Below are 25,512 nucleotides of genomic sequence, written 5' to 3' on the forward strand. Positions count from 1 at the left end.
GCGCGGGGTGGGCGCGGGGACGACCTGGCGGGGGCTACCCGGCCGACCCTAGGAAGAGGCGATCGCGCCGTCAAGAACGTCTGATCGAATGATCTCCTTGATCGGATTGTGACCTCGGCAGAAACCCCGAAAACTCAAGGTGAACGGCGTCTGTCAGGGGAAATGCGACTGATCATTGCGGATCATTTGATCCGGATCCCTTGACGTCTGATCGGGCCCGTCCCAAGATAGCGATCAACCCGGCCCGACCTGCTCAAATCGGGTGATCGGGTACCTACCCGGCGTTTCAAGGACCCCACAGGAGCCGTGCCATGCCCTCTCCCGCTCTCCACCGCCGCAGAGCCCTCCGTCTCGCCGCCGCCGCCACCGCCACCGTGCTGGGCGTGACGCTGCTCGCCGCCTGCGGCAGCGACGGCGACACCTCGGCGTCGGCCTCCGACGCGGGCAGCGACGGCAAGCCGGTGTCGATCACCTTCTGGGGCTGGGCCAAGGGCACCAAGGACGTGGTGCAGGCGTTCAACGCCTCCCACCCGAACATCCAGGTCACCTTCGAGGAGATCCCCTCCGGCGTGGCCGGCGGCTACGCCAAGATCTCCAACGCGGTGAAGGCCGGCAACGCCCCCGACGTGTTCAACGTCGAGTACCCGCAGCTGCCGGACTTCGTCAGCCAGGGCGCGGTGCAGGACATCAGCAAGCTGGTCTCCGCCGACCTCAAGGGCAAGTACCTGCCGCAGTCGGTGGAGCTGACCACGCTGGGCGGCTCCACCTGGGCGCTGCCGCTGGACGCCTCCCCGCAGGCCCTGTACTACCGCAAGGACCTGTTCGAGAAGGCCGGGGTCGCCGTCCCGAAGACCTGGGACGAGTTCAAGGACGCCGCGGCCAAGCTGAAGGCCGCCGACGCCAACACCCGCATCGCCACGTTCTTCCCGGACGACCCGAGCACCCTGGAGGCGATGGCCTGGCAGGCCGGCGCCAAGTGGTTCGGCACCAGCGGCGACAGCTGGAAGGTCGACATGGGCGGCGCCGAGACCAAGAAGGTCGTCGACTACTGGCAGGGCCTGATCGGCGACGACCTGGTCCGCGTCCAGCCCTCGTTCAGCCAGCAGTGGACCGCCTCGCTGCAGAAGGGCGAGACCGCCGCGTACCTGGGCGCCGCGTGGGGCGGCGGCGTGCTGAAGTCCAGCCTGGGCACCGACCCGGCGGAGAACGGCAAGTGGGCCGTCGCCCCGATGCCGAGCTGGGACGGACAGCCCGCCTCCGGCATGCTCGGCGGCACCACCTTCGCCGTCTCCAAGGACAGCAAGAAGGCCAAGGCCGCGGTCGAGTTCGCCACCTGGGCGACCACCACCCCCGAGGGCATCCAGGCCCGCATCGCCTCCGGCTCGTCCTCCGCGTACCCGGCCGACCCCGAGCTGGTCCCGGTCGCCAAGGCCGCGTTCAAGACCGACTTCTACGGCGGCCAGGACATCTACGCCGTCTACCAGGACGCCGCGAAGGCCATCAAGCCGAACTGGGCCTGGGGTCCGACCATGAGCGCCACCAACAGCTCGATGAAGGACGCCTTCGGCAAGATCGGCCAGGGCGGCACCGTGCAGTCCGCCGTCGACGGCGCCCAGCAGGCCACCCTCGCCGAGCTGAAGAACCGCGGTCTGAAGGTGGCCGGCTGATGTCCGGCACCACCTCCGTCCCGGGCGGCGGCACCTCCGCCGCCGCCCGGGGCGGCGCCGCCGGGGCCCGGGGCAACCGCAGGCGCCGGGCCCCGATCGGCGCCCCGATCGCGCTGCTCGCCCCGTTCCTGGTGCTGTTCACCGCCTGCACGCTGATCCCGATCGGCTACGCCGTCTACCTCAGCCTGTTCAGCGAGCGCCGCTCCGGCCTCGGCTTCGGCGGCACCACCACCCAGGTGTTCACCGGCCTCGGCAACTACACCCGGGCGCTCGGCGACGCCGCGTTCCGCGACGGCTTCTGGAACACCGCCCAGTACTGCCTGCTGTACATCCCACTGATGCTCGGCCTGTCGCTGGCCGTCGCGCTGCTGCTGGACTCCGCGCTGGCCCGCGCCAAGCGGTTCTTCCAGCTCGCGCTGTTCCTGCCGCACGCCGTCCCCGGCATCATCGCCGCCCTGGTGTGGACCTACCTGTACACCCCCGGCATCAGCCCGGTGATCGACGCGCTCAACTCGGCCGGCACCCAGATCGACGTGTTCGGCCACCCGCTGCCCGCGATCGTCAACATCGCCGTGTGGGAGTGGACCGGCTACAACATGGTGATCTTCTACGCCGCGCTGCAGGCCATCCCGCGCGAGGTGCTGGAAGCCGCCGTGGTCGACGGCGCCGGACCGCTGCGCACCGCGTTCAGCGTGAAGATCCCGCTGATCCGCGCCTCCGTGGTGATGGTCGGCCTGTTCACCGTCATCGGCTCGCTCCAGCTGTTCACCGAACCGATGATCCTGCACGACGTCGCCCCCGGCGTGGTCTCCACCTGGACCCCCAACATGTACGCCTACTCCGCCGCGTTCGAACGCAACGACTACGGCCTGGCCGCCGCCTCCTCGGTGCTGCTCGCCCTGGCCGCCGCCGTGCTGTCCTTCGTGGTCACCCGCTTCACCCGCGGCCGTGACGAGAAGCGGGCGACGAAGCGCGACGACAAGCGGACGGAGACCGCCCGATGAGCACCCTCACCCCCGTCCGCCCCGACGCCGGCCCGGCCGCCCGGGCGCCGCGCCGCCGCCCCTGGACGATGTCCAGGACCGCCGTCAACGGGGCGCTGGTGCTGGCCACCCTCTACACCCTGCTGCCGCTCGGCTGGCTGATCACCGCCTCCGCCAAGAACACCGCCGACCTGATCGGCGGCCGCTCGCTCGGCGCCGGCAACTTCCACCTCGGCCAGAACCTGCACGACCTGGCCACCGTCGGCGACGGCATCTACTTCCGCTGGTACCTCAACTCCCTGCTGTACGCCGGGATCGGCGCCCTGCTGTGCGCGCTGATCTGCGTCGGCGCCGGCTACGCGTTCCACGTCTACAGCTTCGCCGGCAAGGAGAAGCTGTTCGGCGTCGTGCTGCTCGGCGTGCTGGTGCCCACCACCGCGCTCGCCCTGCCGATGTACCTGCTGGCCTCCCAGCTGCACATCGTCAACACCTACTGGGCGGTGCTGCTGCCCTCGCTGGTCAACCCGTTCGGGGTGTACCTGGCCCGGGTGTTCTGCGCCGGCTACCTGCCCGGCGAGACCCTGGAGGCCGCCCGGATGGACGGCGCGAGCGAACTGCGGATCTTCTGGTCGATCGGCCTGAAGATGGTCATGCCCGGCTTCGTCACCATCTTCCTGTTCCAGTTCACCGCCATCTGGAACAACTTCTTCCTGCCGCTGGTCATGCTCTCCGACAACCGGCTCTTCCCGGTCAGCCTCGGCCTGTTCTCCTGGAACGCGCAGACCCACGCCTTCCCCGAGTACTACCCGCTGGTGGTCACCGGCTCGCTGCTCGCCATCCTGCCGCTGGTCATCGCCTTCGTGCTGCTCCAGCGCCACTGGAAGGCCGGCATGACCGCCGGCAGCGTCAAGTAAACCCCCCTCCTCCTTTCCACTGCGCCTTCTGGGGAGCCCCGCCATGCCCAACTCCGCGCCCGCCGAGGCACCGCCCTCCGCCGCCACCGTCCGGAGCCGCCCGCGCGCCCTGCTCGCCATGCACCGCGACCTCGCCGCCCGGCTGATCTCCCCCGACACCATGGCCCGGATGGTCGAACTCGCCGACCTCGACCCGGAGTTGGTCATCGACGACTTCACCTCCCCGGAGGGCGCGGCCGCGCTCGCCTCGGCCGAGGTGATCATCAGCAGCTGGGGCTGCCCCCCGCTCACGGACGCCGTCCTGGACGCCGCCCCGCAGCTGCGCGCCGTCCTGCACGCCGCCGGCTCGGTCAAGCACCACGTCACCGACGCCTGCTGGGAGCGCGGCCTCGGCATCACCTCCGCCGCCTGGGCCAACGCCCTGCCGGTCGCCGAATTCACCGTCGCCGCCGTGCTGTTCAGCAACAAGCCGGTGCTGCGCCTGGCCGCCGACTACCGCTCCCGGCGCGCCCCGCACGACTGGCAGGCGGCGTACGGCACGGTCGGCAACTACCGGCGCACCATCGGCATCGTCGGCGCCTCCCGGATCGGCCGGCGCGTCCTCGAACTGCTCGCGCCCTACGAGTTCGACCTGCTGCTGCACGACCCGTACGTGACGCCCGAGCAGGCGTCCGCGCTCGGCGCCGAGCTGGTGACGATGGACGAACTCTGCGCCCGCTCGGACGTGTTGAGCGTGCACGCGCCCGAACTCCCGGAGACCAGGCAGCTGGTGGACGCCCGCCGGCTCGCCCTGATGCCCGACGGCGCGACCCTGATCAACACCTCCCGCGGCTCCCTCGTCGACCAGGACGCGCTCACCGCCGAACTGGTCGCCGGCCGCCTGCACGCCGTCCTCGACGTCACCGTGCCCGAGACGCTCCCCGCCGACTCCCCGCTCTACGACCTCCCCAACGTCCTGCTCACCCCCCACATCGCCGGCTCCCTCGGCGGCGAACTCCACCGCATGGCCGCCGCCGCCACCGACGAGCTCGCCCGCTACGCCCAGGGCCTGCCGTTCGCCCACCCGGTCACCCGCGAGGAGATCGCCCGCACCGCGTAGCGCACCTCCCCGGCCGCACCGCGGCGAGGCCCCGCCGTCCCCGAACCACTCGGGGACGACGGGGCCTTCACGCTCCGGGCGGCTCCCGCCAGCGCCGCAGGGTGGCCTCGATGGTCGTCAACTCGGGGGAGCCGGACGGGAGTTGTCCGGCGGCGCGGGCGGCGATCGGCTCCAGCAGGGCGAGCGCGGCTTCCGGGCCGTGCAGCAGGCCGACGGCGTGGCCGTGGGCGTTGGCGAGCTGCAGGGTGAGCGGGTGGTCCGGGCCGAGGGCGTCGGCGGCGTCGGCGGCGATGCCCGCCAGCAGCGCCACCGCCTGCGGGCGGTGCCAGGGCTCGCGCCGGTTGGGGACGGCGAACTGGCGGTAGGCGAAGGCGGCCCGGGCGCGGAGCCCGGGCTCGGTGCGCGCGGTGCCGTGGGCGGGGTTGCGGAACAGGGCCAGGTGGCCGGTGGACCCGACGGTGCGCTGCTGCGGCACGGGCGCCTGGGAGCGGCGGGGCGCGTCGGCGGGCACCCGGGCCAGCGCGACGGCCAGGTGGTGGTGGACCAGGTCGAGGGGGAGGAAGGCGGGCCCGTCGGGGACGCCCTCGCGGCAGAGCCGGAGGATCTGCTCGGCGAAGTGGGTGAGGCCGGTCTCCCGGTGGATCAGCGCCTTGCGGGCCCGGTCCACGGCGGTGAGCAGATGGAGGTCGGCGGCGGCCGGCTCGTCGAGGGCGAGGCCCGCGTAGCAGCAGTCGAGGACGGCGATCCGGTGGGCGGCCCGCGCCCCGACGGCCTCCAGCAGGGCGCCGGCCGGGAGGGCGGTGCGCCCGACGTGGCCGACCTCGTCCACGGTGCCGGGCAGGGCGAGGTGGAGGCGGCCCCCGTTGCCGGTGCCGTTGCCGGTGACGCCGTGGCCCGCGTAGAGGACCAGCAGGGTGTCGGTGGCCCGGGCAGCGGCGGCGGCGACCCGGTCGGCCACCTCGCGGGCGCTCTCCGGGTCGACCACCCTGAGCACCTGGTCGGGGTCGAAACCGCCGTCCGGGCCGGAGAGTCGATCGGCGAGCAGCTCCATCGAGGTGACCGCCTCGGGCATCTCGCGCAGGTGGGCGTAGCGGCCGACCGCGATCAGGACGGCCCACGAGCCGCCCGGATCGGGCCGGATCAGGCGGTGGCTCATTCGGAGGAGAGGAACTCCTCGACCCGGTCGAGGAGTTCGGCGCTGTCCTCGGTGGAGTCGGCGGAGATCCGGAGCTCGGTGCCGTCGGGGCGGCGCAGTTCCAGCGAGACGCCCTTCCTGCGCAGGCGGGCCTCCAGCCAGGTGCAGAGCGGGGTGACCACCAGCGGGCCCAGCTCGGCGGCGTACTGGACCGCGTCCGCGAAGCCGCCCTGTTCGTTGTCGCGCGGCGGGCGTTTGCGGTTGTCGGTGAGGCCGCGCAGTTCGGCGTCGCGGTTGAGGTGTTCCTGGAGGGCTTCGGCGGCCTCGCGGACCTCGTCGTCCTCGCCGAGGAAGGCGATGGTGTAACCGTTCATGACGGCCTTTCAGAGCAGATCGGGCAGCTCGCCGGTGGTGGCGGGGGGCGTCGAGGAGGCCGGGGCCTCCGGGAGTCGGGCGAACAGGCGGCCGGTCCGGCCGGGGAACTCGTAGGGGAGGCGGAGCGCGGCGGCGGCCTCGTCCAGGTCGACCAGGCCGACCAACTCCTGTTCCAGTTCGGTCCATTCGGCGTCCGGGGCGCCGGCGGGGCGGTGGCTCTCGGGCAGCGGGTCGAGGTCGAGGGTACTGAAGTCCTGCCAGGCGCGGGCGCGTTGGGCCTCGGTGCGGAGCTGGACCGCCTCCCCGCCGACCAGGCCGGCGAGCAGTTGGGGCAGGACGGGCGGAATCGGCCCGGCGGCGGCCAGCAGCACCCGGAGGCGGAAGATCCGGCCCTGGTAGCGGTGCAGCGCGTCCTCGAAGAAGCGCTGCCCGCTCTCGGCCGCCGGATCACCTCGACGGGCCTGCTCCCAGACCGGACTGCCGGCCGAGGCGCGCGCCAACGCGCTGTAGGCGTCGGCGAACCGGCCGAGCATTCGGTCCGTCCCGGCGGGCAGCGCGTACGGCGCCAGGCCGACGGCGAGGCAGGTGGGCACCGGCTGCCGGGCCAGTTCGGCCCAGAACGGCTCCCAGGAGCCGCCCGGCCGCAGCGGCACCGCGACGGTCGCCATCAGGCGCTGCGCACCGGGCCCGGCCAGCCGGTACTGCCGGAGCTGTTTGCGGATCTCGTACAGGTCGAGCACGGCGGGCGCCGCGCCGAGCGGGTGCAGCTCCCCGGCCACGTCGGCCGGCGCCGCCACCACGTGCGGCGGGAGCGGGCCGCCGGCCAGCGCCAGGGCGACGCCGACCGCCTGCTCGGGCGCGGCGGCCGCGCCCCGGGCCAGCAGGGCGGCCCGGATGCGCCCCGACTCCCCACCGGTGCACCGGAGTTCGAGGTGCCCGCCGTTGTGCGGCAGCGCGCCCAGCCAGGCCCGTTCGGCCGCGCCCGCCTCGGCCCAGTGCCGGCCGTCGGACCCGCCGAGCGGCGAGCTCGGGCCGAGCACGGGGGCGATCCGGTAGGCCGCCCGGGCCAGCCGGCCGACGCCGCCCGGACCGTGCGGCTCGACCAGCACGCCGCCCCGGGCGACCGTCACTGCTGACCGGGCGCGCCACCGGACCAGGTGCCCGGCGGTGCGGGCGGGGCCGGGGGAGCGGGCGGCGCGGCGGGCGGCGCGGGCGGCACCGGCGGGCGCTGCTGCGGTCCGACCTGCTTGACGGTCGACACCGCCACCTGCGGGAACCGCACCTGGAGCTGCACCGGACGCTGCTCGACGGCCACCACCAGGCCCTCGCGGCAGGCGGCGTGCACCGCCTCGCGCATCGCCCGCACCTGCCCGGTGCGGGACATCGCGCTGCGCAGGTCGTTGCCGCCGCTCACGCTGTCGGTGACGAACTGGACGAAGAGCCGGAACTTGCTCCGGGTGCGCCACATCTGCCAGCCCAGGTAGAGGCTGCTGCCGTAGTTGAAGACCGAGATGTGCGCGGTGCAGTCGTGCTGGGCGAGCACCAGCCGGCGGGAGAGGCCGCCGTACTGCGGGACGGCCTCGACGGACGGGGACAGCGGGTAGCCGCGTTCGGCCACCACGTTGCAGATCTGGTTGTAGGCGGAGTCGACGTCGGCGCGGGCGTGCAGCAGGACCCGCCACTCCGCGATCGGCTCGGTCAGCCTGCCGACCAGCAGCACCAGCACGAAGGCGGCGAGGCCCGCCAGTGCGGCGAAGACCGGGACGCCGAGGAGGGCGCCGACGAGAAGGGCCGAGTCGTCGGAGCCGTACCGGTCGCTGCTGCCGGCGCCGCTGCCGCCGGCCAGCCCGATCAGCAGGCCGAACACCAGCACGACCAGCCAGACCAGCCACGACACCAGCAGGGCCCTGGCCGCCATCTGCAGCAGGGCGCGACCGCTGACCCGGTCGTCGAGCACCGTTTCGACCGGCATGTGCCGGAGTGTTTTGTCGAGATAGGCGTTGTTGCCGTCCCCGCCGTTCCAACCCGGGACGGGCAGCGAGCTGTCACTGGACACGCCGAATTCCCCTGACATTGCGTCAATTGGCTTGAAGGCATGACAGTTTCGCACGTCGCAGGCGCGCTGTCAGGCGAATTGACGCAACCGGAAGGGGCGGGTACGGACCACGCACGGCCCGCCGGGACGCCGCCCCGATGTCCGAGGGGTGGGACGATCCGTCTCGCGTAACCGGGACGGGGCAGGATCGGCGGTGGTTGTGCTGTCGGCCGGATCGGAGTGGCGCTGTGGGTGTGGTCGAGGTTCCCGGGTCGAAGTCGGTCACCGCGCGGGCGCTGTTCCTGGCGGCGGCGGCGGACGGGACGACGGAGTTGGTGCGGCCGCTGGTGTCGGACGACACCGAGGGCTTCGCGCAGGGGCTCCTCGCGCTGGGGTACGAGGTGGAGCGGGGCGAGGGGCGCTGGCGGGTCGGCGGGCGGCCGCAGGGCCCGGCGGCGGACGGGGCGCGGGTGTTCTGCCGGGACGGGGCCACCACGGCGCGGTTCCTGCCGGCGCTGGCCGCGGCGGGCCGGGGGACGTTCCACTTCGACGCCTCGGCGCAGATGCGGCGGCGCCCGCTCGGCCCGCTGACGGAGGCGCTCAGGGCGCTGGGCGTGGCGGTGGAGTGCCACGGGGCGGAGGGCCACCACCCGCTGAGCGTGCGGACGGACGGGGTGAAGGGCGGGGAGGTGACGCTCGACGCGGGGCTGTCCTCGCAGTACCTGACGGCGCTGCTGCTGCTCGGGCCGCTGACCCGGGAGGGGCTGCGGATCACGGTGACGGACCTGGTCTCCGCGCCCTACGTGGAGATCACGCTCGCGATGATGCGGAGCTTCGGCGTCGAGGTGGAGCGCGCGGGCGACACCTTCCACGTGCCGCCGGGCGGTTACACGGCGACCAGGTACGCGATCGAGCCGGACGCGTCGACGGCGTCGTACTTCTTCGCGGCGGCCGCGGTGACGGGCCGCCGGGTGACGGTGCCGGGCCTGGGGCGGGGCGCGCTCCAGGGCGACCTGCGGTTCGTCGAGGTGCTGGCGGAGCTGGGCGCGAAGGTGGAGATCGGCGCGGACGCCACCACCGTCACCGGCGGGACGCTGACCGGCGGCACCGTCAACATGCGGGACATCTCCGACACCATGCCGACCCTCGCCGCGATCGCCCCGTTCGCCTCGGGGCCGGTGCGGATCGAGGACGTGTACAACACCCGGGTCAAGGAGTGCGACCGGCTGGACGCCTGCGCGGAGAACCTGCGCCGGCTCGGCATCGACGCGCGGACCGGACGGGACTGGATCGAGATCCGGCCCGGGGCGCCGAGGCCCGCGGAGATCGCCAGCCACGGCGACCACCGGATCGTGATGTCGTTCGCCGTCACGGGACTGCGAACCCCGGGCATCGCGTTCGACGACCCGGGGTGTGTGCGCAAGACCTTCCCGGGCTTCCACGAGGCGTTCGCCGCGTGGGCCCGGGAGGAGTAGCCCTCAGTCCTTCACGGCGCCGCCGAGCCCGGACACCATGTGCCGCTGGACCAGGACGAAGAAGATCAGCACCGGGACGGTCATCAGGGTGGAGGCGGCCATGATGCCGCCCCAGTCGTTCTCGTCCGGCTTGAAGAACACCATCAGCGCGGCCGGCAGCGTCTGGTGGTCGGTGTCCAGGATCAGCGTCTTGGCGAAGACGAAGTCGTTCCAGGCGGTGATGAAGGAGAACACGCTGGTCGCCGCGAGGCCGGGGGCGACCAGCGGGAACAGGATGCGCCACAGGATGGTGAAGCGGCTCGCGCCGTCGATCCGGGCGGCCTCCTCCAGCGACTCGGGGACGGCGGCGACGAAGCCGCGCAGCATCCAGACCGCGAACGGCAGCGAGAACGCCAGGTTGACCAGCATCAGCGCGCCCAGCGAGGACAGGCCGAAGCCGGGGGCGACCGTGCCGATGTCGCGGACCAGGAAGAACAGCGGGATGGTGAGCGCCTCGACGGGCACCATCTGCGCGACCAGGAACATGATCAGAATGGTGGTCCGGAACCGGAACCTGAACCGGGACAGCGCGACGGCCGCCAGGAACGCGATCAGGGCGGAGACCACCACCACGACGCCGGCCACCAGCAGGCTGTTCAGGAAGTACCGGCCGAAGCCCGAGACCCCCAGCGCGTTGCGGAAGTTCTCCAGCGTCGGGGCGAACGTCCAGGGCCGCGGGTGCGCGGAGGTGATCTCGCCCTTCGGCTTGAGCGCCGAGAGCACCATCCAGTACAGCGGGAAGACGGTCAGCAGGGCGAGCACGATCGCCGTCACGTTCGCGCCCTGCCTCAGGACGCGGTTGTCGCGCTTCACAGTTCCTCCCCGGAGCGGCGCAGGCTGCGGATGTACACGGCGGTGACGGCCAGCAGGATCAGCGTCATCAGGACGCCGATGGCCGCGCCGAGGCTGTAGTTCTCCGCGACGAAGGCCTTCTGGTAGGCGTACACGTTCAGGACCAGGTTCTGGCCGGCGATGCCGCCGCCGCCCGTCATCACGTAGATCTGGGTGAAGACCTTGAAGTCCCAGATGATCGACTGGATGACCACGATCACCAGCAGCGGGCGCAGCATCGGCAGTATGATCCGGCGGAAGATCGTGGCGGTGCCGGCGCCGTCCAGGCGGGCGGCCTCCAGGACGGAGTCCGGGATCGCCTGGATGCCCGCGTACAGGGTGATCATCACGAACGGGAAGCTGTGCCAGACCACGACCACGGCGACCATCGCGAACGCCGACCACTTGTCGTACATCCAGTTGTGGCCCTGGGTGCCGAGGATCTCGTTGACCAGGCCGGAGTTGGTGTCCAGCAGGAACATCCACACCGTGGAGCCGGTCATCGCGGGCGCGGCCCACGCGCCGAGCGCGCCGAACATCAGCAGCAGCCGGGGCCACTTGCCGACCCGGGTCAGCAGCACCGCGCAGACCGCGCCGACCACCAGGGTGGCGACCACGCAGAACGCCGCGAACGCCAGGGTCTGGCCGAGCACCGACCAGAACTGCGAATCGCCCAGGACGTCCGTGTAGTTGGACAGTCCGACGAACTCGGTCGGCACCCCGCCGGAGGCCTGCGGCTGGCCGAACTTCAGCACCGACAGCAGGCCCAGCTGGTACAGCGGATAGCCGAACAGCGGGATCAGCACCAGCGCGGCCGGCAGCAGCAGCCACAGCGGGACGGGAATCCGGGCGAGCGGCCCGGATCGGCGGCGGCCCTTCGCGGGGGCCCCGCCCGCCGGGCGGACCGGGGTGTCCCCGTGGTCCGCCCGGGCGGTGACGGTCGTGGCAGGCATCGACAACTTCCGTTCTGTTACTACGAGTTGACGCTTACTCGCCGATCACTTGCCGCTGAACGAGGAGTTCATCGCGGCCGCCGCCTCCTTGGTCGCGGCAGCCACGTCGGCCTTGCCGGTGATGACCTTCTGCAGCATCGTCGGCACCACGTTCTGGGCGTCGATCTTCGCCCAGGCGGCGTCCTTCGGGACGAACTTGGTGCCCGCCTCGATGGTGTCCGTGAACGGCTTCAGCCACGGCTGCTTCTGCACCACCTCGGCGCGCGCCGAGGACAGCGTCGGCAGGTTGCCCATCGCGTCGAACAGCGCCAGCTGGTTCTTCTTGGACGCCAGTTCCTTGATGAAGTCGACCGCCAGGCTGCGGTGCTTGGTGGACTTCATGACACCCAGGTCGTTGCCGCCGGAGAACGCCGGGGCGATCTTCCCGGCTGCCGGGCCCGGCAGCGGCACGATCCCGTACTTGCCCTTCGCCGCACCCGCCTCGACCGCGCCGCGCGAGGAGTTCGGCAGGATCGCCATGCCGGCCTTGCCCGCCGCGAACGACTCCACGGTCTTGCCGCCGGTCAGGTCGGCGCACTGCTGCGCCGGACAGATCCCGTCCGAGAACAGGTCGGTGTACGCCTTCACGCCGGCCTGCGACTTCGCCGAGTCGATCGCCGAGGTGTACGCGGTGCCGCTCTGCGTCGCCAGGTCGCCGCCGTTCGCCCAGACGAACGGCAGCGCGCCGAAGGTGTACTTGCCGCCGACCGCGATGCCCAGCATGTCGCCGTGCGCCGAACGGATCTTCTCCGCCGCCGTCTTCAGCTCCGCGTAGGTGGTCGGCGCCTGCAGGTTCAGCTCGGTGAACAGGTCGGTGCGGTAGTACAGCGCGCGCACGCCCAGCCACCACGGCAGGCCGTAGGTCTTGCCGTCCACCACCGCGGTGTCCTTCAGGTCCTGCGGCAGGTCCTTGCCCTCCTCCCAGTTCGCCAGGTCGGAGGTGATGTCGGCGAGGCCGCCCGACGCCGTGTAGCCGAACAGGTCGGTGTTGCCGAACTCCACCACGTCCGGAGCGGAGGACGGGTCGTTGAACGCGCCCTTCATCTTCTCCGCGCGCGGACCGGCGTCCGTCGGGATGTACGAGACCTGCACGTCCACACCGGAGTGCTTGGCCTTGAAGTCGGCGATGGCCTGCGCCACCACCTGCTCCTTCGGGGCCCGGTTCGCCTCGTCGTACAGCCACACCTTCACGGTGCCGGTCTGCTTGTCCTCCGACGAGGCGGTCTTGGCGGTGCCCGGTGCGCAGGCAGTCGCCACGGTGCCCGCCAGCACGGCAAGGGCGGCACCACGGGCCAGCTTCTTCATGCTCAACGTCATCTCCTCGCCGAAGCGGGACGTACCTGCACGATCCGGACGGAACCGGGACATGCGGTGGGGGATCAGTGTGAGCGGGACGTTAGGAAGTCACCGGGTGCGCCGACAAGAGGGGAGCGCGAAAGTTGTGCACTGCAAAACGATGTTCTGCGGAACTGGCAACCCGGCCGGACGGGACGTACCGTCACACCCCATGACCAGCACCGCCGCCGACAGCCGGCCCGCCGACCGGCCGGAACGCAACCAGTCCGCGTCGCTGCGCCGAGCCCTGGCCGTGCTCGAACACGTCCGCGACCACGCCGCGGCCGGCCCCGACCTCAGCCTCACCGCACTCGCCGACGGCCTCGGCATGTCCAAGTCCACGGTGCTGCGGCTCGCCGCGCCGCTCGTCGACGCCCAACTGCTCGCCCGCGACCGCGACACCGGACACTACCGCCTCGGCCCCGGCTCGCTGCGCCTGGGGCAGGCCTACCTGGCCACCCTCGACCTGCGCACCGCCGCCTCCGAGGAGGCCCACCACCTGATGCGCGAGGTCGGCGGCACCGTCCACCTGTGCGTCCCCGACGCCCCGTACGTGGTCTACGTCGACAAGGTCGAGAACGAGACCGCCGTCCGGATGGCCTCCCGGATCGGCAGCCGCGCCCCGATGTACTGCACGGCCGTCGGCAAGGCCATGCTCGCCTGGATGCCCGAGGACGCCTTCGCCACCGTGGTCGCCCACGGCCTCCCCGCGATCACCCCGCGCACCCTCACCTCGGCCGCCGCCCTGGCCGCCGACCTCACCCGCATCCGCAGCCGCGGCTACGCCGTCGACGACCGCGAGAACGAACCCGAGGTCCGCTGCATCGCCGCCCCCGTCTTCGACCACAACAACACCGTCATCGGCGCCATCTCCACCTCCGCCCTCACCTCCCGCATCACCGCCGCCCGCGCCCGCGAACTCGGCCCGGTCGTCGCCGCCACCGCCTCCCGCGTCTCCCGCACGATGGGCTCCACCCGGTGACGGCCGTCAGGCCTGTTGGGGTTCGGGGGTGGGGCGGCGGAGCTTGGTGCCGAGGCGGTCGAGGGCGACGACCAGGGCGGCGAGGACGATGAACTCGGCGGTGAGCTGGACCATTTGGAGGGCGACCCAGCCGTAGCCCTTCTCGGTGGGGTCGAGGAAGAAGTAGGGGTAGCGCAGCGGGAAGTCCGGGAAGGCGATGGCGCGGGCCTCGGTGAGGAAGGCGTAGCCGAGGGGGTAGGAGAGCCAGAGCGGGAGGTCGCGCCAGCGGGAGGCGTTGCGGGGGGCGAGCAGCAGCCAGTCGGCGAGCACCATCAGCGGGGTGGTGTAGTGCAGGAAGAAGCTCGACCAGTGCTGGAGGCGGTCGGGGCCGGAGAACAGGCCGGGCAGCGGGTTCTCGCCGTGGTTGAGCAGCACGTGCGCGACGATGCCGGTGATGGTGATGTACAGCACGACGGCGCCGCGCAGCCGGGGCGCCGGGGCGTCGACGGTGCCCCGCTTCGTCATCCAGTAGGCCGCGCCGAGGAAGTACCCGAGGACGAGCACGTTGCTCTGGAGCGTGAAGTACACCAGCGAGCTGTTGCTGAGGTAGATCCCCAGGAACGCGGACAGGGCGATGGCGCAGCGCCACCACAGGGCGGGCCGGGTCCAGACGGTCATGCGGTCACCGGTGTTCGTCTCGCGGGTGCCCCCCGTGGGCACGACTGATCGCCGCACTCTACCTGCCGGTTCGACAGTCGGAAAAGATCACCGGTCGCTGGACGGGCCCGCCCGGTACGGGAGTTCGGCCCTCCCCGGGAGGGTCAGAGCGGGAGGTTCGCCGGGTTGTGGGTGTGGCTCTCGATCCCGTGGGCGGCGCGCCCGTTGAGCTGATGGGCGAGGTCGTGGCAGGCGCGGGCCGCCGCCAGTTCCTCGCCGATGACGCTGTCCGCGTCGTCGATCGGATTTCGGCGGGCCATGCCCTGGCCCTGGGCGCCGGGCGCGCTGAACCCGCTGAGCGTGGCGGTGCAGGTGGTGCGGGACTCGTCCTCGTCGAAGGTCAGGTCGACGATCCAGTGGTTCTGCATGGCGTGTCACCTTCCCGTGCGCACCGGCGACGGGCGGCCGGTGCGCCTTCCTCCCAGCGTCCGCCCCCGCCCGGCGGGGGGCAAGGGGCGGCGGGCCGGTTCAGGAGAAGTGCAGCTCGGGGTCGGTGACGCTGCCCCGGCCGAGCGTCCGGGCGTCGTCCCGGTAGCTGCTGGAGGTCCGCCACGGCCCCCGGTCGCCCTGCCGGGGCAGCCCGTCCACGGCGCGGCGGATGTAGCCGGCCGCGAAGTCCAGGAACGGCCGGGTGGGCATCGCGGGGTCGGCGGGCTCGGGGCGGCAGACCCGGTGCCCGCGCCGGTCCATGTGCGCCAGCAGGCGGCAGAAGTGCTCGCACAGCAGGCCGACCTTGAGCGTCCAGGAGGAGTTGGTGTAGCCGACCGCGTACGCGAAGTTGGGCACGCCGGAGAGCATCATGCCCTTGAACGCGACGGTCTCCGCCAGCCGCACCGGCTCGCCGTCCACGCTCATCGGGACGCCGCCGAACGCCTGCACGTTCAGCCCGGTCGCGGTGACCACGATGTCCGCCGCCAGCTCCCGCCCGGACTCCAGCAGCACCCCGTGCTCGGTGAAGGTGCGGATCCGGTCGGTGACCACGTCCGCCCGGCGCTCGCGGATCGCCTTGAACAGGTCGCCGTCGGGGACGGCGCACAGCCGCTGGTCCCACGGGTCGTACGGGGGGCTGAAGTGCTCGTCCACCGGGTAGCCCTTGGGCAGCTGCCGGGCGTTGACCCAGCGGATGATCCGCCGCGCGGCCTTCGGGTGCCGCTGGCAGAACGACCAGATCGCGTACTGCTGCGCGATGTTCTTGCGCCGGGCCAGCGCGTAGCCCCGTTCGTCGCCCAGGACGCGGCGCAGCAGGTTCGCGACCGGGTCGCGGCGCGGCACCGGCATGATGTACGTCGGCGTGCGCTGCAGCATGGTCACCCGCCGGGCCCGCCGGGCCATCGCCGGCACCAGGGTGACGGCCGTCGCGCCGCTGCCGATCACCAGGACCCGCTTGCCGCCGTGGTCGAGGTCGTCGGGCCAGTGCTGCGGGTGGACGACGGTGCCGGTGTAGCGCTCCAGCCCCTCGAACTCCGGCGTGAAGCCCCGGTCGTAGCGGTAGTAGCCCATCGCGCAGAACAGCCAGTCGCAGGTCAGGGTGAGCTGCTCGCCGGTGTCGGCCCGCTCCACCCGGACCGTCCAGCGGGCCTCCGGCGTCGACCAGGACGCCTCCAGCACCCGGTGGTGGTAGCGGATGCGGTCCTGCAGACCGTTCTCCCGGACGGTTTCGCGCAGGTAGGACAGGATCTGCGGGGCGTCGGCGATCGACTCCTTCTCCCGCCACGGCTTGAACGCGTAGCCGAAGGTGTGCAGGTCCGAGTCGGACCGTATGCCCGGGTAGCGGAACAGGTCCCAGGTGCCGCCGAGGTCGGCCCGGGCCTCCAGGATCGCGAACGACTTCCCCGGCAGCTCGGCCGTCAGGTAGCGGCCCGCGCCGATGCCGGAGATCCCGGCGCCGACGATCAGCACGTCCAGGTGCTCGACCGGCGCGGCGGTCCGGTCGTGGTGCGCGGCGGCTGCGGTGGACACGGGCGGCTCCCGAGGGTGGCAGGACGGTGGGCGGAACCCCGTCATCGTCCCCAGCGTGCACGGCAGTTGCCCAGGTTCAACCTGCACCGTACCGCCCCTTCCCCGGTGCACTGTGCACCACTAGCGTGACGGGCATGCCGCCGCTGCCCCCGCCCCGGATCCGCCGGCTGATCCGCCAGGGCGCCGAGACCGCCCTCAACCCGCCGCCCGAGTGGCTGGCCGAACTCGACGCCGCCACCCTCGCCGGCGAGACCCGGCGCCCCATCGCCGACGACCCCGTACTGTCCGCCGGACTGCGCCGCGTCAACCGCTCCAACCTGCTGCGCTGGGCCGCCGCCAACGTCACCGCCCCCGGCGCGCCCGTCCCCGCCGCCGGCCCGGAGGACGAGGAGCAGCGGATCGTCGCCCGCGACATCGTCCGCCGCGGCCTGGACGAATCCGCGCTCGACTCCTACCGGGCCGGCGAGAGCGTCGCCGTCCGCCTGTGGACCAGGATCGCCTGCACGCTCACCACCGACCCGGACGAACTGCGCGACCTGCTGGACGTCTCGCTGCGCTCCATCTCCGCCTTCGTGGACGCCTGCGTCGGCGAGATGTCCGCCCTGCTGCGCGCCGAACGCGCCGCGCTCAGCGGCTCCAACCACGCGGAGCGGCTGCACGCCGTCACGCTGCTGCTGGACGGCGCGCCCATCGCGCGGGCCCGCGCGGAGGCCCGGCTGGGCTACCCGCTCACCGCGACGCACACGGCGGCCGTCCTGTGGGTGGACGACCTCGACCAGGACTTCGCCCAACTCGACCGCGCCGCCGACCTGTTGGCGTCCTCGGCGGGACGGCCCCCGGTGCTGGACGTCACCGCGAGCGCCGCGACGCGCTGGCTCTGGGCCTCGGCCCGACCCGACCCCGCCGCGCTGCGGGCCGGCCTGGAACGGCTCCCCGCCGTCCGGGTCGCCCTCGGCCCCGCCGCGGCCGGCGTCAACGGCTTCCGCCGCAGCCACCTCGACGCGCTCACCACCCAGCGGATGCTCGCCCGCCTTGCCTCCGCGCAGCGCCTCGCCTCGCACCAGGACGTCGAACTCGTCGCCCTGCTCACCCAGGACCTCGACGGCGCGGACCGCTTCGCCCGCCGGGTCCTCGGCGCGCTCGACGGCCCCGCGGCGGAGGCCGTCCGCGCCTACCTCGCCGAACAGTGCAACGCGACGCGGGCGGCGGCGCGACTGTTCACCCACCGCAACACGCTGCTACGGCGGCTCGCCCACGCGGAGGCGCTGCTGCCGAGGCCGCTCGCCGAGAATCCGCTGGAGGTGGCGGCGGCGCTGGAGATCCGCCACTGGCAACGGTGACGAGGCCAGGGAGAGCACAACCGGGGGCGCGGGGAACTGCGCGGGATGGGAGCTCACGTCCGCAAGGTCGCGATCAAGTGCAGGTCATTGTCCTGCGTCGCGATCCTCAGGACGTGGTGCGTTCCCCTTCGCGCAGTTCCCCGCGCCCCCGGTTTCGCACCCGGAGGCCGCGGAAGGTGACGTCGGTGCGGATGGTGAAGCCGAGGCGTTCGTAGAGGGCGAGGGCGGGATTCTCGGCGGTGACGTGGAGGAAGGGGCGTTCGCCGCGGTCGGTGATCCGGTGGAGCAGGGCGGTGATGAGCGTCGCGGCGTGGCCCCGGCCGCGGGCCTCGGGGGCGGTGCAGACGGCGCTGACCTCGGTCCAGCCCGGCGGCTTGAGCCTCTCGCCGGCCATCGCGACGAGCGCCCCGTTCTCCCGGATGCCCAGGTAGGTGCCGAGTTCGATGGTGCGGGTGTGGAACGGCCCGGGGCGGGTGCGTTCGACGAGGGCGAGCATCTCGGGGACGTCCGCGGGGCCGAGTTCGACGATGTCGGGGGCCTGGCGGGGGAGCGGGAGCCGGGGGCCGGTGTGGATCATCCGGTAGCCGCCCATGGCGAATTCGGGCACCCAGTGGGAGGGCGGCAGGGCGGGGCAGTCGAAGAGGAGGACGAACGCGTCGGCGCCGAGGAGGTGGCCGAGTTCGTCCCAGGCGTCGGCGTCGGGGTGGGCGGTGAAGGTGGAGATGCCGGCGACGTCGGCCTGGTAGCTGGCCGCACGGCCGTGGCGGCGGGCCAGGTGGGCGTGCGGGCCGGACAGGGCCGCGGCGACGGGGTCGTCGAGGGCGGCGGTGTCGCGGTCGGGCATGGTGGTTTCCCTCCGGTCGGTGGGGTGCCGTTCCATGGTGGCGCACGCCGGTCCGCGGACTCTTGTTACTGACGAGTCGCATCCCTATCATCGCCACTGTGACAGCTTTACTGTCAAACCTGGGAGGCGGTCGCCGATGACCCCCGCAACACCCCCCGCCGCGGCCGCCGGGCCGCTCGCGGGCGTCCGGGTCCTGGAGCTGGCGGGCATCGGGCCCGGCCCGTTCGCCGCGATGCTGCTCGCCGACCTGGGGGCCGACGTGGTGCGGGTGGACCGCCCGGGCGGGCAGGTGCTCGGGCCGCCCCCGGAGCAGGACCTCACCAACCGCAACAAGCGCTCCGTCGTGGTCGACCTGAAGGACCCGGCCGGCGTCGCCCAGGTGCTCGAACTGGCCGCCCGCGCCGACCTGTTGATCGAGGGCTACCGTCCCGGCGTCGCCGAGCGGCTGGGCGTCGGCCCCGAGCCGTGCCTGGCCCGCAACCCGGCGCTGGTGTACGGGCGGATGACCGGCTGGGGCCAGTCGGGCCCGCTGGCCGACCGCGCCGGCCACGACATCACCTACCTGGCGACCTCCGGCGTCCTCGGCCTGATCGGGCCGGCGGACGGCCCGCCGGCGATCCCCGCCAACCTGCTGGGCGACTACGCGGGCGGCTCGCTGTACCTGGTGGTCGGCCTGCTGGCCGCCCTGCACCACGCCCGGGCGACCGGCACCGGACAGGTCGTCGACGCGGCGATCGTGGACGGTGCGGCGCACCTGTCCACCATGCTGTGGGGCCTGCTCGGCGCGGGCCTGTGGCAGGACCGGCGGGGCGTCAACCTGCTGGACGGTGGCGCGCCCTGGTACGGGACCTTCGCCACCGCCGACGGCGAGTGGATGGCCGTCGGCCCGCTGGAGCCGCAGTTCTACGCCGAGTTCGCCCGCCTGCTGGAGCTCGGCGACGACGCCCCCGCCCAGTACGACCTGGCCCGCTGGCCCGAGCTGCGGGAGCGGATCGCGCAGCGCTTCGCCACCCGCACCCGGGCCGCGTGGACGGAGCGCTTCGAGGGCCACGACGCCTGCGTGGCACCGGTGTTGACGCTCCGTCAAGCCGTCGCTCACCCGCATCTGGCGGAGCGCGGCACGTACACCGAGCAGCACGGCGCCGTGCAGCCCGGCGTCGCCCCGCGGTTCTCCGCTACCCCGGCCGCGCTGCGCACCGCGCCCGCCCGCCCGGGCGCGCACACCGCCGAGGTCGCCCGCGACTGGGCCGTACCGTCCCTCGACCCGACAGCCTCCTGAAGGAGACACCGTGCAGCGCGAGCTCTACACCGAGGAACACGAGGACTTCCGGGAGAGCGTCCGGGCGTTCCTCGCCAAGGAGGTCACTCCGCACCACGCCCGCTGGGAGCAGCAGGGCATCGTCGACCGCGACGCCTGGCTGGCGGCCGGCCGGGCGGGCCTGCTGGGCATCGCGGTCGACGAGCGGTACGGCGGCGGGGGCAGCGCGGACTTCCGGTTCGCCGCGGTGCTGGCCGAGGAGTTCACCCGGGTCGGGGCCAGCGGCCTGGCGATCGGCCTGCACAACGACATCATCGGCCCGTACCTGACGGGGCTGGCGAACGACGAGCAGAAGCAGCGCTGGCTGCCCGGGTTCTGCTCGGGCGAGCTGATCAGCGCGATCGCGATGACCGAGCCCGACACCGGCTCCGACCTGCAGGCGATCCGCACTACGGCGGTGGACGCCGGCGACCACTACGTGCTGAACGGCGCGAAGACGTTCATCTCCAACGGCATCCTGGCGGACCTGGTCGTGGTGGTGGCGAAGACCACCGCCGAGGGCGGCGCGCACGGGCTGAGCCTGCTGGTGGTGGAGCGCGGCATGCCGGGCTTCGAGCGCGGCCGCAACCTGGACAAGATCGGCCAGAAGGCCCAGGACACCGCCGAGTTGTTCTTCCAGGACGTGCGGGTGCCGAAGGCGAACCTGCTCGGCGAGGAGAACCAGGGCTTCCTGTATCTGATGCGCAACCTCGCCCAGGAGCGGCTGGCGATCGCGGTCGCGGCGATCGCCGGCGCGGAGTTCGTGCTGGAGGAGACCACGGCGTACGTGAAGCAGCGCACCGCGTTCGGGCGTCCGCTGGCGAAGCTGCAGCACGTGCGGTTCGAGATCGCCGAGATGGCCACCGAGTGCGCCGTCACCCGGACCTTCGTGGACCGCTGCGTGCGGGAGCACAACGCGTACAACCTGACGCCGGCCGACGCCTCGATGGCCAAGTGGTGGACGACCGAACTGCAGAAGCGGGTCGCCGACCGCTGCCTGCAACTGCACGGCGGCTCCGGCTACATGAGCGACAGCGCGGTGGCCCGGGCGTTCACCGACGGGCGCGTCCAGACCATCTACGGCGGCACCACCGAGATCATGAAAGAGATCGTCGGCCGCTCCCTGCTCGGCTGACCGACACGTCTGAAAGGCACTGACACCGTGACCACCGAAGCGTACGTCTACGACGCGATCCGCACCCCGCGCGGACGCGGCAAGCAGACCGGCTCCCTGCACGGCACCAAGCCGATCGACCTGGTGGTCGGCCTGATCCACGAGCTGCGGCGCCGTTTCCCGACCCTGGACCCAGCCGCGATCGACGACATCGTGCTGGGCGTGGTCAGCCCGATCGGCGACCAGGGCTCCGACATCGCCCGGGTCGCGGCGATCGCCGCCGGCCTGCCCGACACGGTGGCCGGCGTGCAGGAGAACCGCTTCTGCGCGTCCGGCCTGGAAGCCGTCAACCTGGCCGCGGCGAAGGTCCGTTCGGGCTGGGAGGACCTGATCCTGGCCGGCGGCGTGGAGTCGATGTCCCGGGTGCGGATGGGCTCCGACGGCGGCGCCTGGTTCGCCGACCCGATGACCGCCTACGAGACGGGCTTCATCCCGCAGGGCATCGGTGCGGACCTGATCGCCACCATCGAGGGCCTGTCCCGCACCGACGTGGACGCGTTCGCCGCCGAGTCGCAGGCCCGCGCCGCGAAGGCGCAGGCCGACGGCCTGTTCGACCGCTCGGTGGTGCCGGTGCGCGACCGCAACGGCCTGGTGGTGCTCGGCCGCGACGAGTTCATCCGCCCCGGCACCACCGTGGAGACGCTGTCCTCACTGAAGCCGTCCTTCGCCGACATCGGCGACCTGGGCGGTTTCGACGCCGTCGCGCTGCAGAAGTACCACTGGGTGGAGTCCATCGACCACGTCCACCACGCCGGCAACTCCTCCGGCATCGTGGACGGCGCGGCGCTGGTCGCGATCGGCTCGAAGGCGGTCGGCGAGCGCTACGGCCTCACCCCGCGCGCCCGGATCGTCTCCGCCGCCGTCTCCGGCTCCGAGCCCACCATCATGCTGACCGGCCCCGCGCCCGCCACCCACAAGGCCCTCGCCAAGGCCGGGCTGACCGCCGCCGACATCGACCTGGTCGAGATCAACGAGGCGTTCGCCGCCGTCGCGCTCCGCTTCATGCGCGAACTCGGCTTCCGCCACGACCAGGTGAACGTCAACGGCGGCGCGATCGCGCTCGGCCACCCGCTCGGCGCGACCGGCGCGATGCTGATCGGCACCCTGATCGACGAGCTGGAGCGCCGCGACCTGCGCTACGGCCTGGCCACCCTGTGCGTGGGCGGCGGCATGGGCATCGCCACCGTCATCGAGCGCATCTGACCACCCGTCAACTCACGTATCCGAACAAGGACTTCGACACAATGACCGACGTGAGCCCCATCCGCTGGGAGCAGGACCAGGACGGCGTGGTCACCCTCGTCCTCGACGACCCCGCGCAGTCCGCCAACACCATGAACGCCGCGTTCACCGACGCGCTCGAAGCCACCGTCGAACGACTCGCCGCCACCGAGGAGTTGACCGGCGTCATCGTCACCTCCGCGAAGAAGACCTTCTTCGCCGGCGGCGACCTCAAGCTGCTGTCCGCGGTCGGCCCCGACGACGCCGAGCAGGTGTTCGCCAACTCGATGCGGATCAAGCGCGCGCTGCGCAGGCTGGAGACCCTCGGCAAGCCGGTGGTCGCCGCGATCAACGGCGCCGCGCTCGGCGGCGGCCTGGAGATCGCCCTCGCCTGCCACCACCGGATCGCGCTGGACGCCCCCGGCAGCAGGATCGGCCTGCCCGAGGTCACCCTCGGCCTGCTGCCCGGCGGCGGCGGCGTGGTCCGCACCGTGCGGATGCTCGGCATCGCCGACGCCCTGCTGAAGGTCCTGCTGCAGGGCCGCCAGTACCGCCCCGCGCAGGCCCTCCAGCACGGCCTGGTGCACGAACTCGCCTCCAGCGCCGAGGAGATGCTCGGGCAGGCCCGCGCCTTCATCGCCGACAACCCGGTCAGCGCGCAGCCCTGGGACGCCAAGGGCTACAAGATCCCCGGCGGCACCCCCGCCACCCCCGCGCTCGCCGCCAACCTGCCGGCCTTCCCCGCCAACCTGCGCAAGCAGCTCAACGGCGCGCCCTACCCCGCGCCGCGCAACATCCTGGCGGCCGCCGTGGAGTCCACCCAGGTGGACGTGGAGACCGCGTTCGTCATCGAGGCCCGGTACTTCACCGAGCTGGCCTGCGGCGCCACCTCCAAGAACATGATCCAGGCCTTCTTCTTCGACATGCAGGCCGTCAACTCCGGTGCCTCCCGGCCGAGTTCGGTTCCCGCGTGGAAGGCCTCGAAGGTCGCCGTGCTGGGCGCCGGCATGATGGGCGCGGGCATCGCGTACTCCTGCGCGCAGGCCGGGCTGACGGTGCTGCTCAAGGACGTCACCCCGGAGGCCGCCGAGCGCGGAAAGGCCTACTCGGCGGGCCTGCTGGACAAGCAGGTGCAGCGCGGGCGGCTGACCGCCGAGGAGCGCGAGGAGTTCCTGGCCCGGATCACCCCCACCGCCGACGCCGCCGACCTGGCCGGCTGCGACACCGTCATCGAGGCGGTCTTCGAGAACCCCGAGCTCAAGCACAAGGTGTTCCAGGAGATCCAGCACGTGGTCGCCCCCGACGCGCTGCTGTGCTCCAACACCTCCACCCTGCCGATCGGCCTGCTGGCCGAAGGCGTCGAGCGGAGCGCCGACTTCATCGGCCTGCACTTCTTCTCCCCGGTCGACAAGATGCCGCTGGTGGAGATCATCCGCGGGCCGCAGACCGGCGACGAGGCCCTCGGCCGCGCCTTCGACCTGGTCCGGCAGATCCGCAAGACCCCGGTCGTGGTCAACGACTCGCGCGGCTTCTTCACCTCCCGCGTCATCGGCCAGTTCCTCAACGAGGGCGTCGCGATGATCGGCGAGGGCCTCGACCCGTCCTCCGTCGAGCAGGCCGCCGCGCAGGCCGGCTACCCCGCCAAGGTGCTGTCGCTGCTGGACGAGCTCACCCTCACCCTGCCGCGCAAGATCCGCAACGAGTCCCGCCGCGCCGTCGAGGAGGCCGGCGGCAGCTGGACCGAGCACCCCGGCGAGATCGTCATGGACCGGATGCTCGACGAGTTCGACCGCCCCGGCCGCAGCGGCGGCGCCGGCTTCTACGAGTACGTCGACGGCAAGCGCACCCGGCTGTGGCCCGGCCTGCGCGAGCACTTCGCCCGCCCGGGCGCGGAGATCCCGTTCGAGGACATGAAGGAGCGGATGCTCTTCTCCGAGGCCATCGACTCGGTCCGCTGCCTGGACGAGAACGTGCTCACCTCGGTCGCCGACGCCAACATCGGCTCCATCCTCGGCATCGGCTTCCCCGCCTGGACCGGCGGCGTCCTGCAGTACATCAACGGCTACCCGGGCGGCCCCGCCGGCTTCACCGCCCGCGCCCGCGAACTCGCCGCCGCGTACGGCGAGCGCTTCACCCCGCCCGCCTCGCTGGTCGCCCTCGCGGAGAGCGGCGGCCGCTACCGCGACTGACCCGGCTCCTCCTGCTGGCCCGTCCGCTCCGCCGGGCGGGCCAGCTCCTCCGCGAGCGAGCGCTGGAACGCCGTCACCAGCGCCTGCACCACCATCGGCTGGATCCGGTCGGTCAACTCCCGCATCCGCTCCAGCTCCTCGGGCCCCGGACCGCTCTCCCGGTACGGCCGCCAGACGGTGTCCCGGAACAGCCGGTGCAGGTCGTGCGCCGTCGCCTGGCTGTGCAGCCGCACCACCGCCCGCGCCGCCACCAGCGTCTCCAGCGGAATCGGCACGTCCAACACCCGCACCCCCAGCGGCAGCAGGCCCGGCTCCACCTTGAACACGTCCGGGTCCGCCGTGCGGTGCAGCGCCCCCATCGCCGCCAGCCGGTCCAGGTCCGCGTCCGACAGCGCCCGCCCCGTCCGCCGCTCCAACTGCGCCCGCCCGGCCTCCTCCGCCGACTCCGGCGTCCACGACGCGACCAGCGCCCGGTGGATCGCCAGGTCCAACTCGCCGATGTCTGAAGGCAGTTGCGCAAGGTAGCGCTCGATCGCGGCCAGCGTCAGCCCCTGTCGCTGCAACTCCTCGATCAACTCCAGCCGCCCCAGGTGCTCGGCCCCGTACAGCCCCACCCGCCGGGGCCCCAACTCCGGCGGCGGCAGCAACCCCTTCGCCCCGTAGAACCGCAACGTCCTGACTGTCACCCCGGCCCGGGCAGCCAGCTCGTCCACCGTGAACCGCAGCTCCCCGCCACCCATCGCACCCCAGCCCTCGTACCAGCACCACTGTGACACCAGCAGTGTGACACCGGCCTCACCCGCCGGTCCATGACCCCGGTGCCGCGGTCAGGCCCGGAGGAGGAGGGTGCTGTGGTGGCGGCGGGTGACTTCGGGGTGGGCGCGGGCGAAGCCCTTGAGTTCGTTGAAGCCGAAGTCGGCGTGGAGCGGG

General features: G+C 72.6%; 23 protein-coding genes and 1 pseudogene. 11 read left to right on the plus strand and 13 right to left on the minus strand.

Features of this window, described 5'->3' with window-relative positions; all coding sequences use genetic code 11:
* Nucleotides 1–311: 311 nt before the first annotated feature.
* The 4 genes from ACWEMJ_RS22255 to ACWEMJ_RS22270 are packed head-to-tail and all read left to right on the plus strand — an operon-like array spanning nucleotide 312 to nucleotide 4,663.
* Nucleotides 312–1,667: an ABC transporter substrate-binding protein gene (locus tag ACWEMJ_RS22255; protein WP_452138835.1), complete on the plus strand. Its 1,356-nt coding sequence runs from the start codon at nucleotides 312–314 to the stop codon at nucleotides 1,665–1,667.
* Complete coding sequence (locus ACWEMJ_RS22260) at nucleotides 1,667–2,671, plus strand: carbohydrate ABC transporter permease (protein WP_452138836.1); 1,005 nt, start codon at nucleotides 1,667–1,669, stop codon at nucleotides 2,669–2,671. The genes ACWEMJ_RS22255 and ACWEMJ_RS22260 overlap by 1 nt, the downstream gene beginning before the upstream one ends.
* Nucleotides 2,668–3,564, plus strand: coding sequence for a carbohydrate ABC transporter permease (locus tag ACWEMJ_RS22265; protein ID WP_452138837.1), 897 nt, complete (start codon nucleotides 2,668–2,670; stop codon nucleotides 3,562–3,564). The genes ACWEMJ_RS22260 and ACWEMJ_RS22265 overlap by 4 nt, the downstream gene beginning before the upstream one ends.
* Before the next feature lie 43 nt (nucleotides 3,565–3,607).
* Nucleotides 3,608–4,663, plus strand: a complete 1,056-nt coding sequence (locus ACWEMJ_RS22270) for a hydroxyacid dehydrogenase (protein WP_452138838.1) — start codon at nucleotides 3,608–3,610, stop codon at nucleotides 4,661–4,663.
* A 67-nt stretch (nucleotides 4,664–4,730) separates the two neighbouring features.
* On the opposite strand, the gene ACWEMJ_RS22275 is transcribed toward ACWEMJ_RS22270, so the two are convergent.
* Genes ACWEMJ_RS22275 through ACWEMJ_RS22290 form a run of 4 tightly spaced genes read right to left on the minus strand, consistent with a single transcriptional unit; the run spans nucleotide 4,731 to nucleotide 8,229 of the window.
* On the minus strand, nucleotides 4,731–5,819 hold the full coding sequence (locus tag ACWEMJ_RS22275; RefSeq protein WP_452138839.1) for a caspase, EACC1-associated type: 1,089 nt from the start codon (nucleotides 5,817–5,819) through the stop codon (nucleotides 4,731–4,733).
* Nucleotides 5,816–6,172, minus strand: a complete 357-nt coding sequence (locus ACWEMJ_RS22280) for an effector-associated constant component EACC1 (protein ID WP_452138840.1) — start codon at nucleotides 6,170–6,172, stop codon at nucleotides 5,816–5,818. The genes ACWEMJ_RS22275 and ACWEMJ_RS22280 overlap by 4 nt, the downstream gene beginning before the upstream one ends.
* Nucleotides 6,173–6,181: 9 nt before the next feature.
* The gene (locus tag ACWEMJ_RS22285) at nucleotides 6,182–7,303 is read right to left on the minus strand and encodes a hypothetical protein (protein ID WP_452138841.1); all 1,122 of its coding nucleotides are present in this window, start codon (nucleotides 7,301–7,303) and stop codon (nucleotides 6,182–6,184) included.
* Nucleotides 7,300–8,229, minus strand: a complete 930-nt coding sequence (locus ACWEMJ_RS22290) for a hypothetical protein (RefSeq protein ID WP_452138842.1) — start codon at nucleotides 8,227–8,229, stop codon at nucleotides 7,300–7,302. The genes ACWEMJ_RS22285 and ACWEMJ_RS22290 overlap by 4 nt, the downstream gene beginning before the upstream one ends.
* A gap of 227 nt (nucleotides 8,230–8,456) precedes the next feature.
* Here ACWEMJ_RS22290 and aroA point away from each other — a divergent pair, with 227 nt between their 5' ends.
* Nucleotides 8,457–9,683 (plus strand): 3-phosphoshikimate 1-carboxyvinyltransferase, encoded by a 1,227-nt coding sequence (aroA, locus tag ACWEMJ_RS22295; RefSeq protein ID WP_452138843.1) that lies wholly within the window; start codon nucleotides 8,457–8,459, stop codon nucleotides 9,681–9,683.
* 3 nt (nucleotides 9,684–9,686) lie between these two features.
* Here aroA and ACWEMJ_RS22300 read toward each other — a convergent pair whose 3' ends face one another.
* The 3 genes from ACWEMJ_RS22300 to ACWEMJ_RS22310 are packed head-to-tail and all read right to left on the minus strand — an operon-like array spanning nucleotide 9,687 to nucleotide 12,850.
* On the minus strand, nucleotides 9,687–10,535 hold the full coding sequence (locus ACWEMJ_RS22300; protein WP_452138844.1) for a carbohydrate ABC transporter permease: 849 nt from the start codon (nucleotides 10,533–10,535) through the stop codon (nucleotides 9,687–9,689).
* Nucleotides 10,532–11,506, minus strand: a complete 975-nt coding sequence (locus tag ACWEMJ_RS22305; protein ID WP_452138845.1) for a carbohydrate ABC transporter permease — start codon at nucleotides 11,504–11,506, stop codon at nucleotides 10,532–10,534. Before ACWEMJ_RS22305 ends, ACWEMJ_RS22300 begins: the two co-directional genes overlap by 4 nt.
* A 45-nt stretch (nucleotides 11,507–11,551) precedes the next feature.
* On the minus strand, nucleotides 11,552–12,850 hold the full coding sequence (locus ACWEMJ_RS22310) for a sugar ABC transporter substrate-binding protein (protein WP_452138857.1): 1,299 nt from the start codon (nucleotides 12,848–12,850) through the stop codon (nucleotides 11,552–11,554).
* 202 nt (nucleotides 12,851–13,052) lie between these two features.
* Between ACWEMJ_RS22310 and ACWEMJ_RS22315 the strand changes: the two genes are divergently transcribed.
* Nucleotides 13,053–13,862: an IclR family transcriptional regulator gene (locus tag ACWEMJ_RS22315; protein WP_452138846.1), complete on the plus strand. Its 810-nt coding sequence runs from the start codon at nucleotides 13,053–13,055 to the stop codon at nucleotides 13,860–13,862.
* 6 nt (nucleotides 13,863–13,868) lie between these two features.
* On the opposite strand, the gene ACWEMJ_RS22320 is transcribed toward ACWEMJ_RS22315, so the two are convergent.
* From ACWEMJ_RS22320 to ACWEMJ_RS22330, 3 genes are all read right to left on the minus strand, one after another.
* Nucleotides 13,869–14,519: a Pr6Pr family membrane protein gene (locus ACWEMJ_RS22320; protein WP_452138847.1), complete on the minus strand. Its 651-nt coding sequence runs from the start codon at nucleotides 14,517–14,519 to the stop codon at nucleotides 13,869–13,871.
* Nucleotides 14,520–14,662: 143 nt separating this feature from the next.
* A complete protein-coding gene (locus tag ACWEMJ_RS22325) occupies nucleotides 14,663–14,926 on the minus strand; it encodes a DUF1876 domain-containing protein (protein WP_452138848.1) in 264 nt (87 codons plus the stop codon).
* Between the two features lie 100 nt (nucleotides 14,927–15,026).
* Nucleotides 15,027–16,517: a flavin-containing monooxygenase gene (locus ACWEMJ_RS22330; protein ID WP_452138849.1), complete on the minus strand. Its 1,491-nt coding sequence runs from the start codon at nucleotides 16,515–16,517 to the stop codon at nucleotides 15,027–15,029.
* A gap of 134 nt (nucleotides 16,518–16,651) precedes the next feature.
* On the opposite strand from ACWEMJ_RS22330, the gene ACWEMJ_RS22335 reads away from it, so the two are divergent.
* Nucleotides 16,652–17,857: a PucR family transcriptional regulator gene (locus ACWEMJ_RS22335; protein ID WP_452138850.1), complete on the plus strand. Its 1,206-nt coding sequence runs from the start codon at nucleotides 16,652–16,654 to the stop codon at nucleotides 17,855–17,857.
* A gap of 106 nt (nucleotides 17,858–17,963) precedes the next feature.
* On the opposite strand, the gene ACWEMJ_RS22340 is transcribed toward ACWEMJ_RS22335, so the two are convergent.
* Complete coding sequence (locus ACWEMJ_RS22340; protein ID WP_452138851.1) at nucleotides 17,964–18,701, minus strand: GNAT family N-acetyltransferase; 738 nt, start codon at nucleotides 18,699–18,701, stop codon at nucleotides 17,964–17,966.
* Nucleotides 18,702–18,837: 136 nt separating this feature from the next.
* On the opposite strand from ACWEMJ_RS22340, the gene ACWEMJ_RS22345 reads away from it, so the two are divergent.
* Genes ACWEMJ_RS22345 through ACWEMJ_RS22360 form a run of 4 tightly spaced genes read left to right on the plus strand, consistent with a single transcriptional unit; the run spans nucleotide 18,838 to nucleotide 24,582 of the window.
* Nucleotides 18,838–19,980, plus strand: coding sequence for a CaiB/BaiF CoA transferase family protein (locus tag ACWEMJ_RS22345; protein WP_452138852.1), 1,143 nt, complete (start codon nucleotides 18,838–18,840; stop codon nucleotides 19,978–19,980).
* Between the two features lie 10 nt (nucleotides 19,981–19,990).
* Nucleotides 19,991–21,133, plus strand: a complete 1,143-nt coding sequence (locus tag ACWEMJ_RS22350) for an acyl-CoA dehydrogenase family protein (RefSeq protein ID WP_452138853.1) — start codon at nucleotides 19,991–19,993, stop codon at nucleotides 21,131–21,133.
* A gap of 27 nt (nucleotides 21,134–21,160) precedes the next feature.
* Nucleotides 21,161–22,375 carry an acetyl-CoA C-acetyltransferase gene (locus ACWEMJ_RS22355; RefSeq protein ID WP_452138854.1) on the plus strand — a complete coding sequence of 405 codons (1,215 nt, stop codon included), beginning with the start codon at nucleotides 21,161–21,163 and terminating at the stop codon, nucleotides 22,373–22,375.
* Between the two features lie 41 nt (nucleotides 22,376–22,416).
* Nucleotides 22,417–24,582 (plus strand): 3-hydroxyacyl-CoA dehydrogenase NAD-binding domain-containing protein, encoded by a 2,166-nt coding sequence (locus tag ACWEMJ_RS22360; protein WP_452138855.1) that lies wholly within the window; start codon nucleotides 22,417–22,419, stop codon nucleotides 24,580–24,582.
* On the opposite strand, the gene ACWEMJ_RS22365 is transcribed toward ACWEMJ_RS22360, so the two are convergent.
* Nucleotides 24,570–25,322, minus strand: coding sequence for a MerR family transcriptional regulator (locus ACWEMJ_RS22365; RefSeq protein ID WP_452138858.1), 753 nt, complete (start codon nucleotides 25,320–25,322; stop codon nucleotides 24,570–24,572). The two genes, ACWEMJ_RS22360 and ACWEMJ_RS22365, sit on opposite strands and share 13 nt — an antisense overlap.
* 87 nt (nucleotides 25,323–25,409) lie before the next feature.
* Nucleotides 25,410–25,512: pseudogene (locus ACWEMJ_RS22370) on the minus strand (isopenicillin N synthase family oxygenase); the annotation flags it as partial.

The organism is Kitasatospora sp. NPDC004531 (assembly GCF_053602195.1).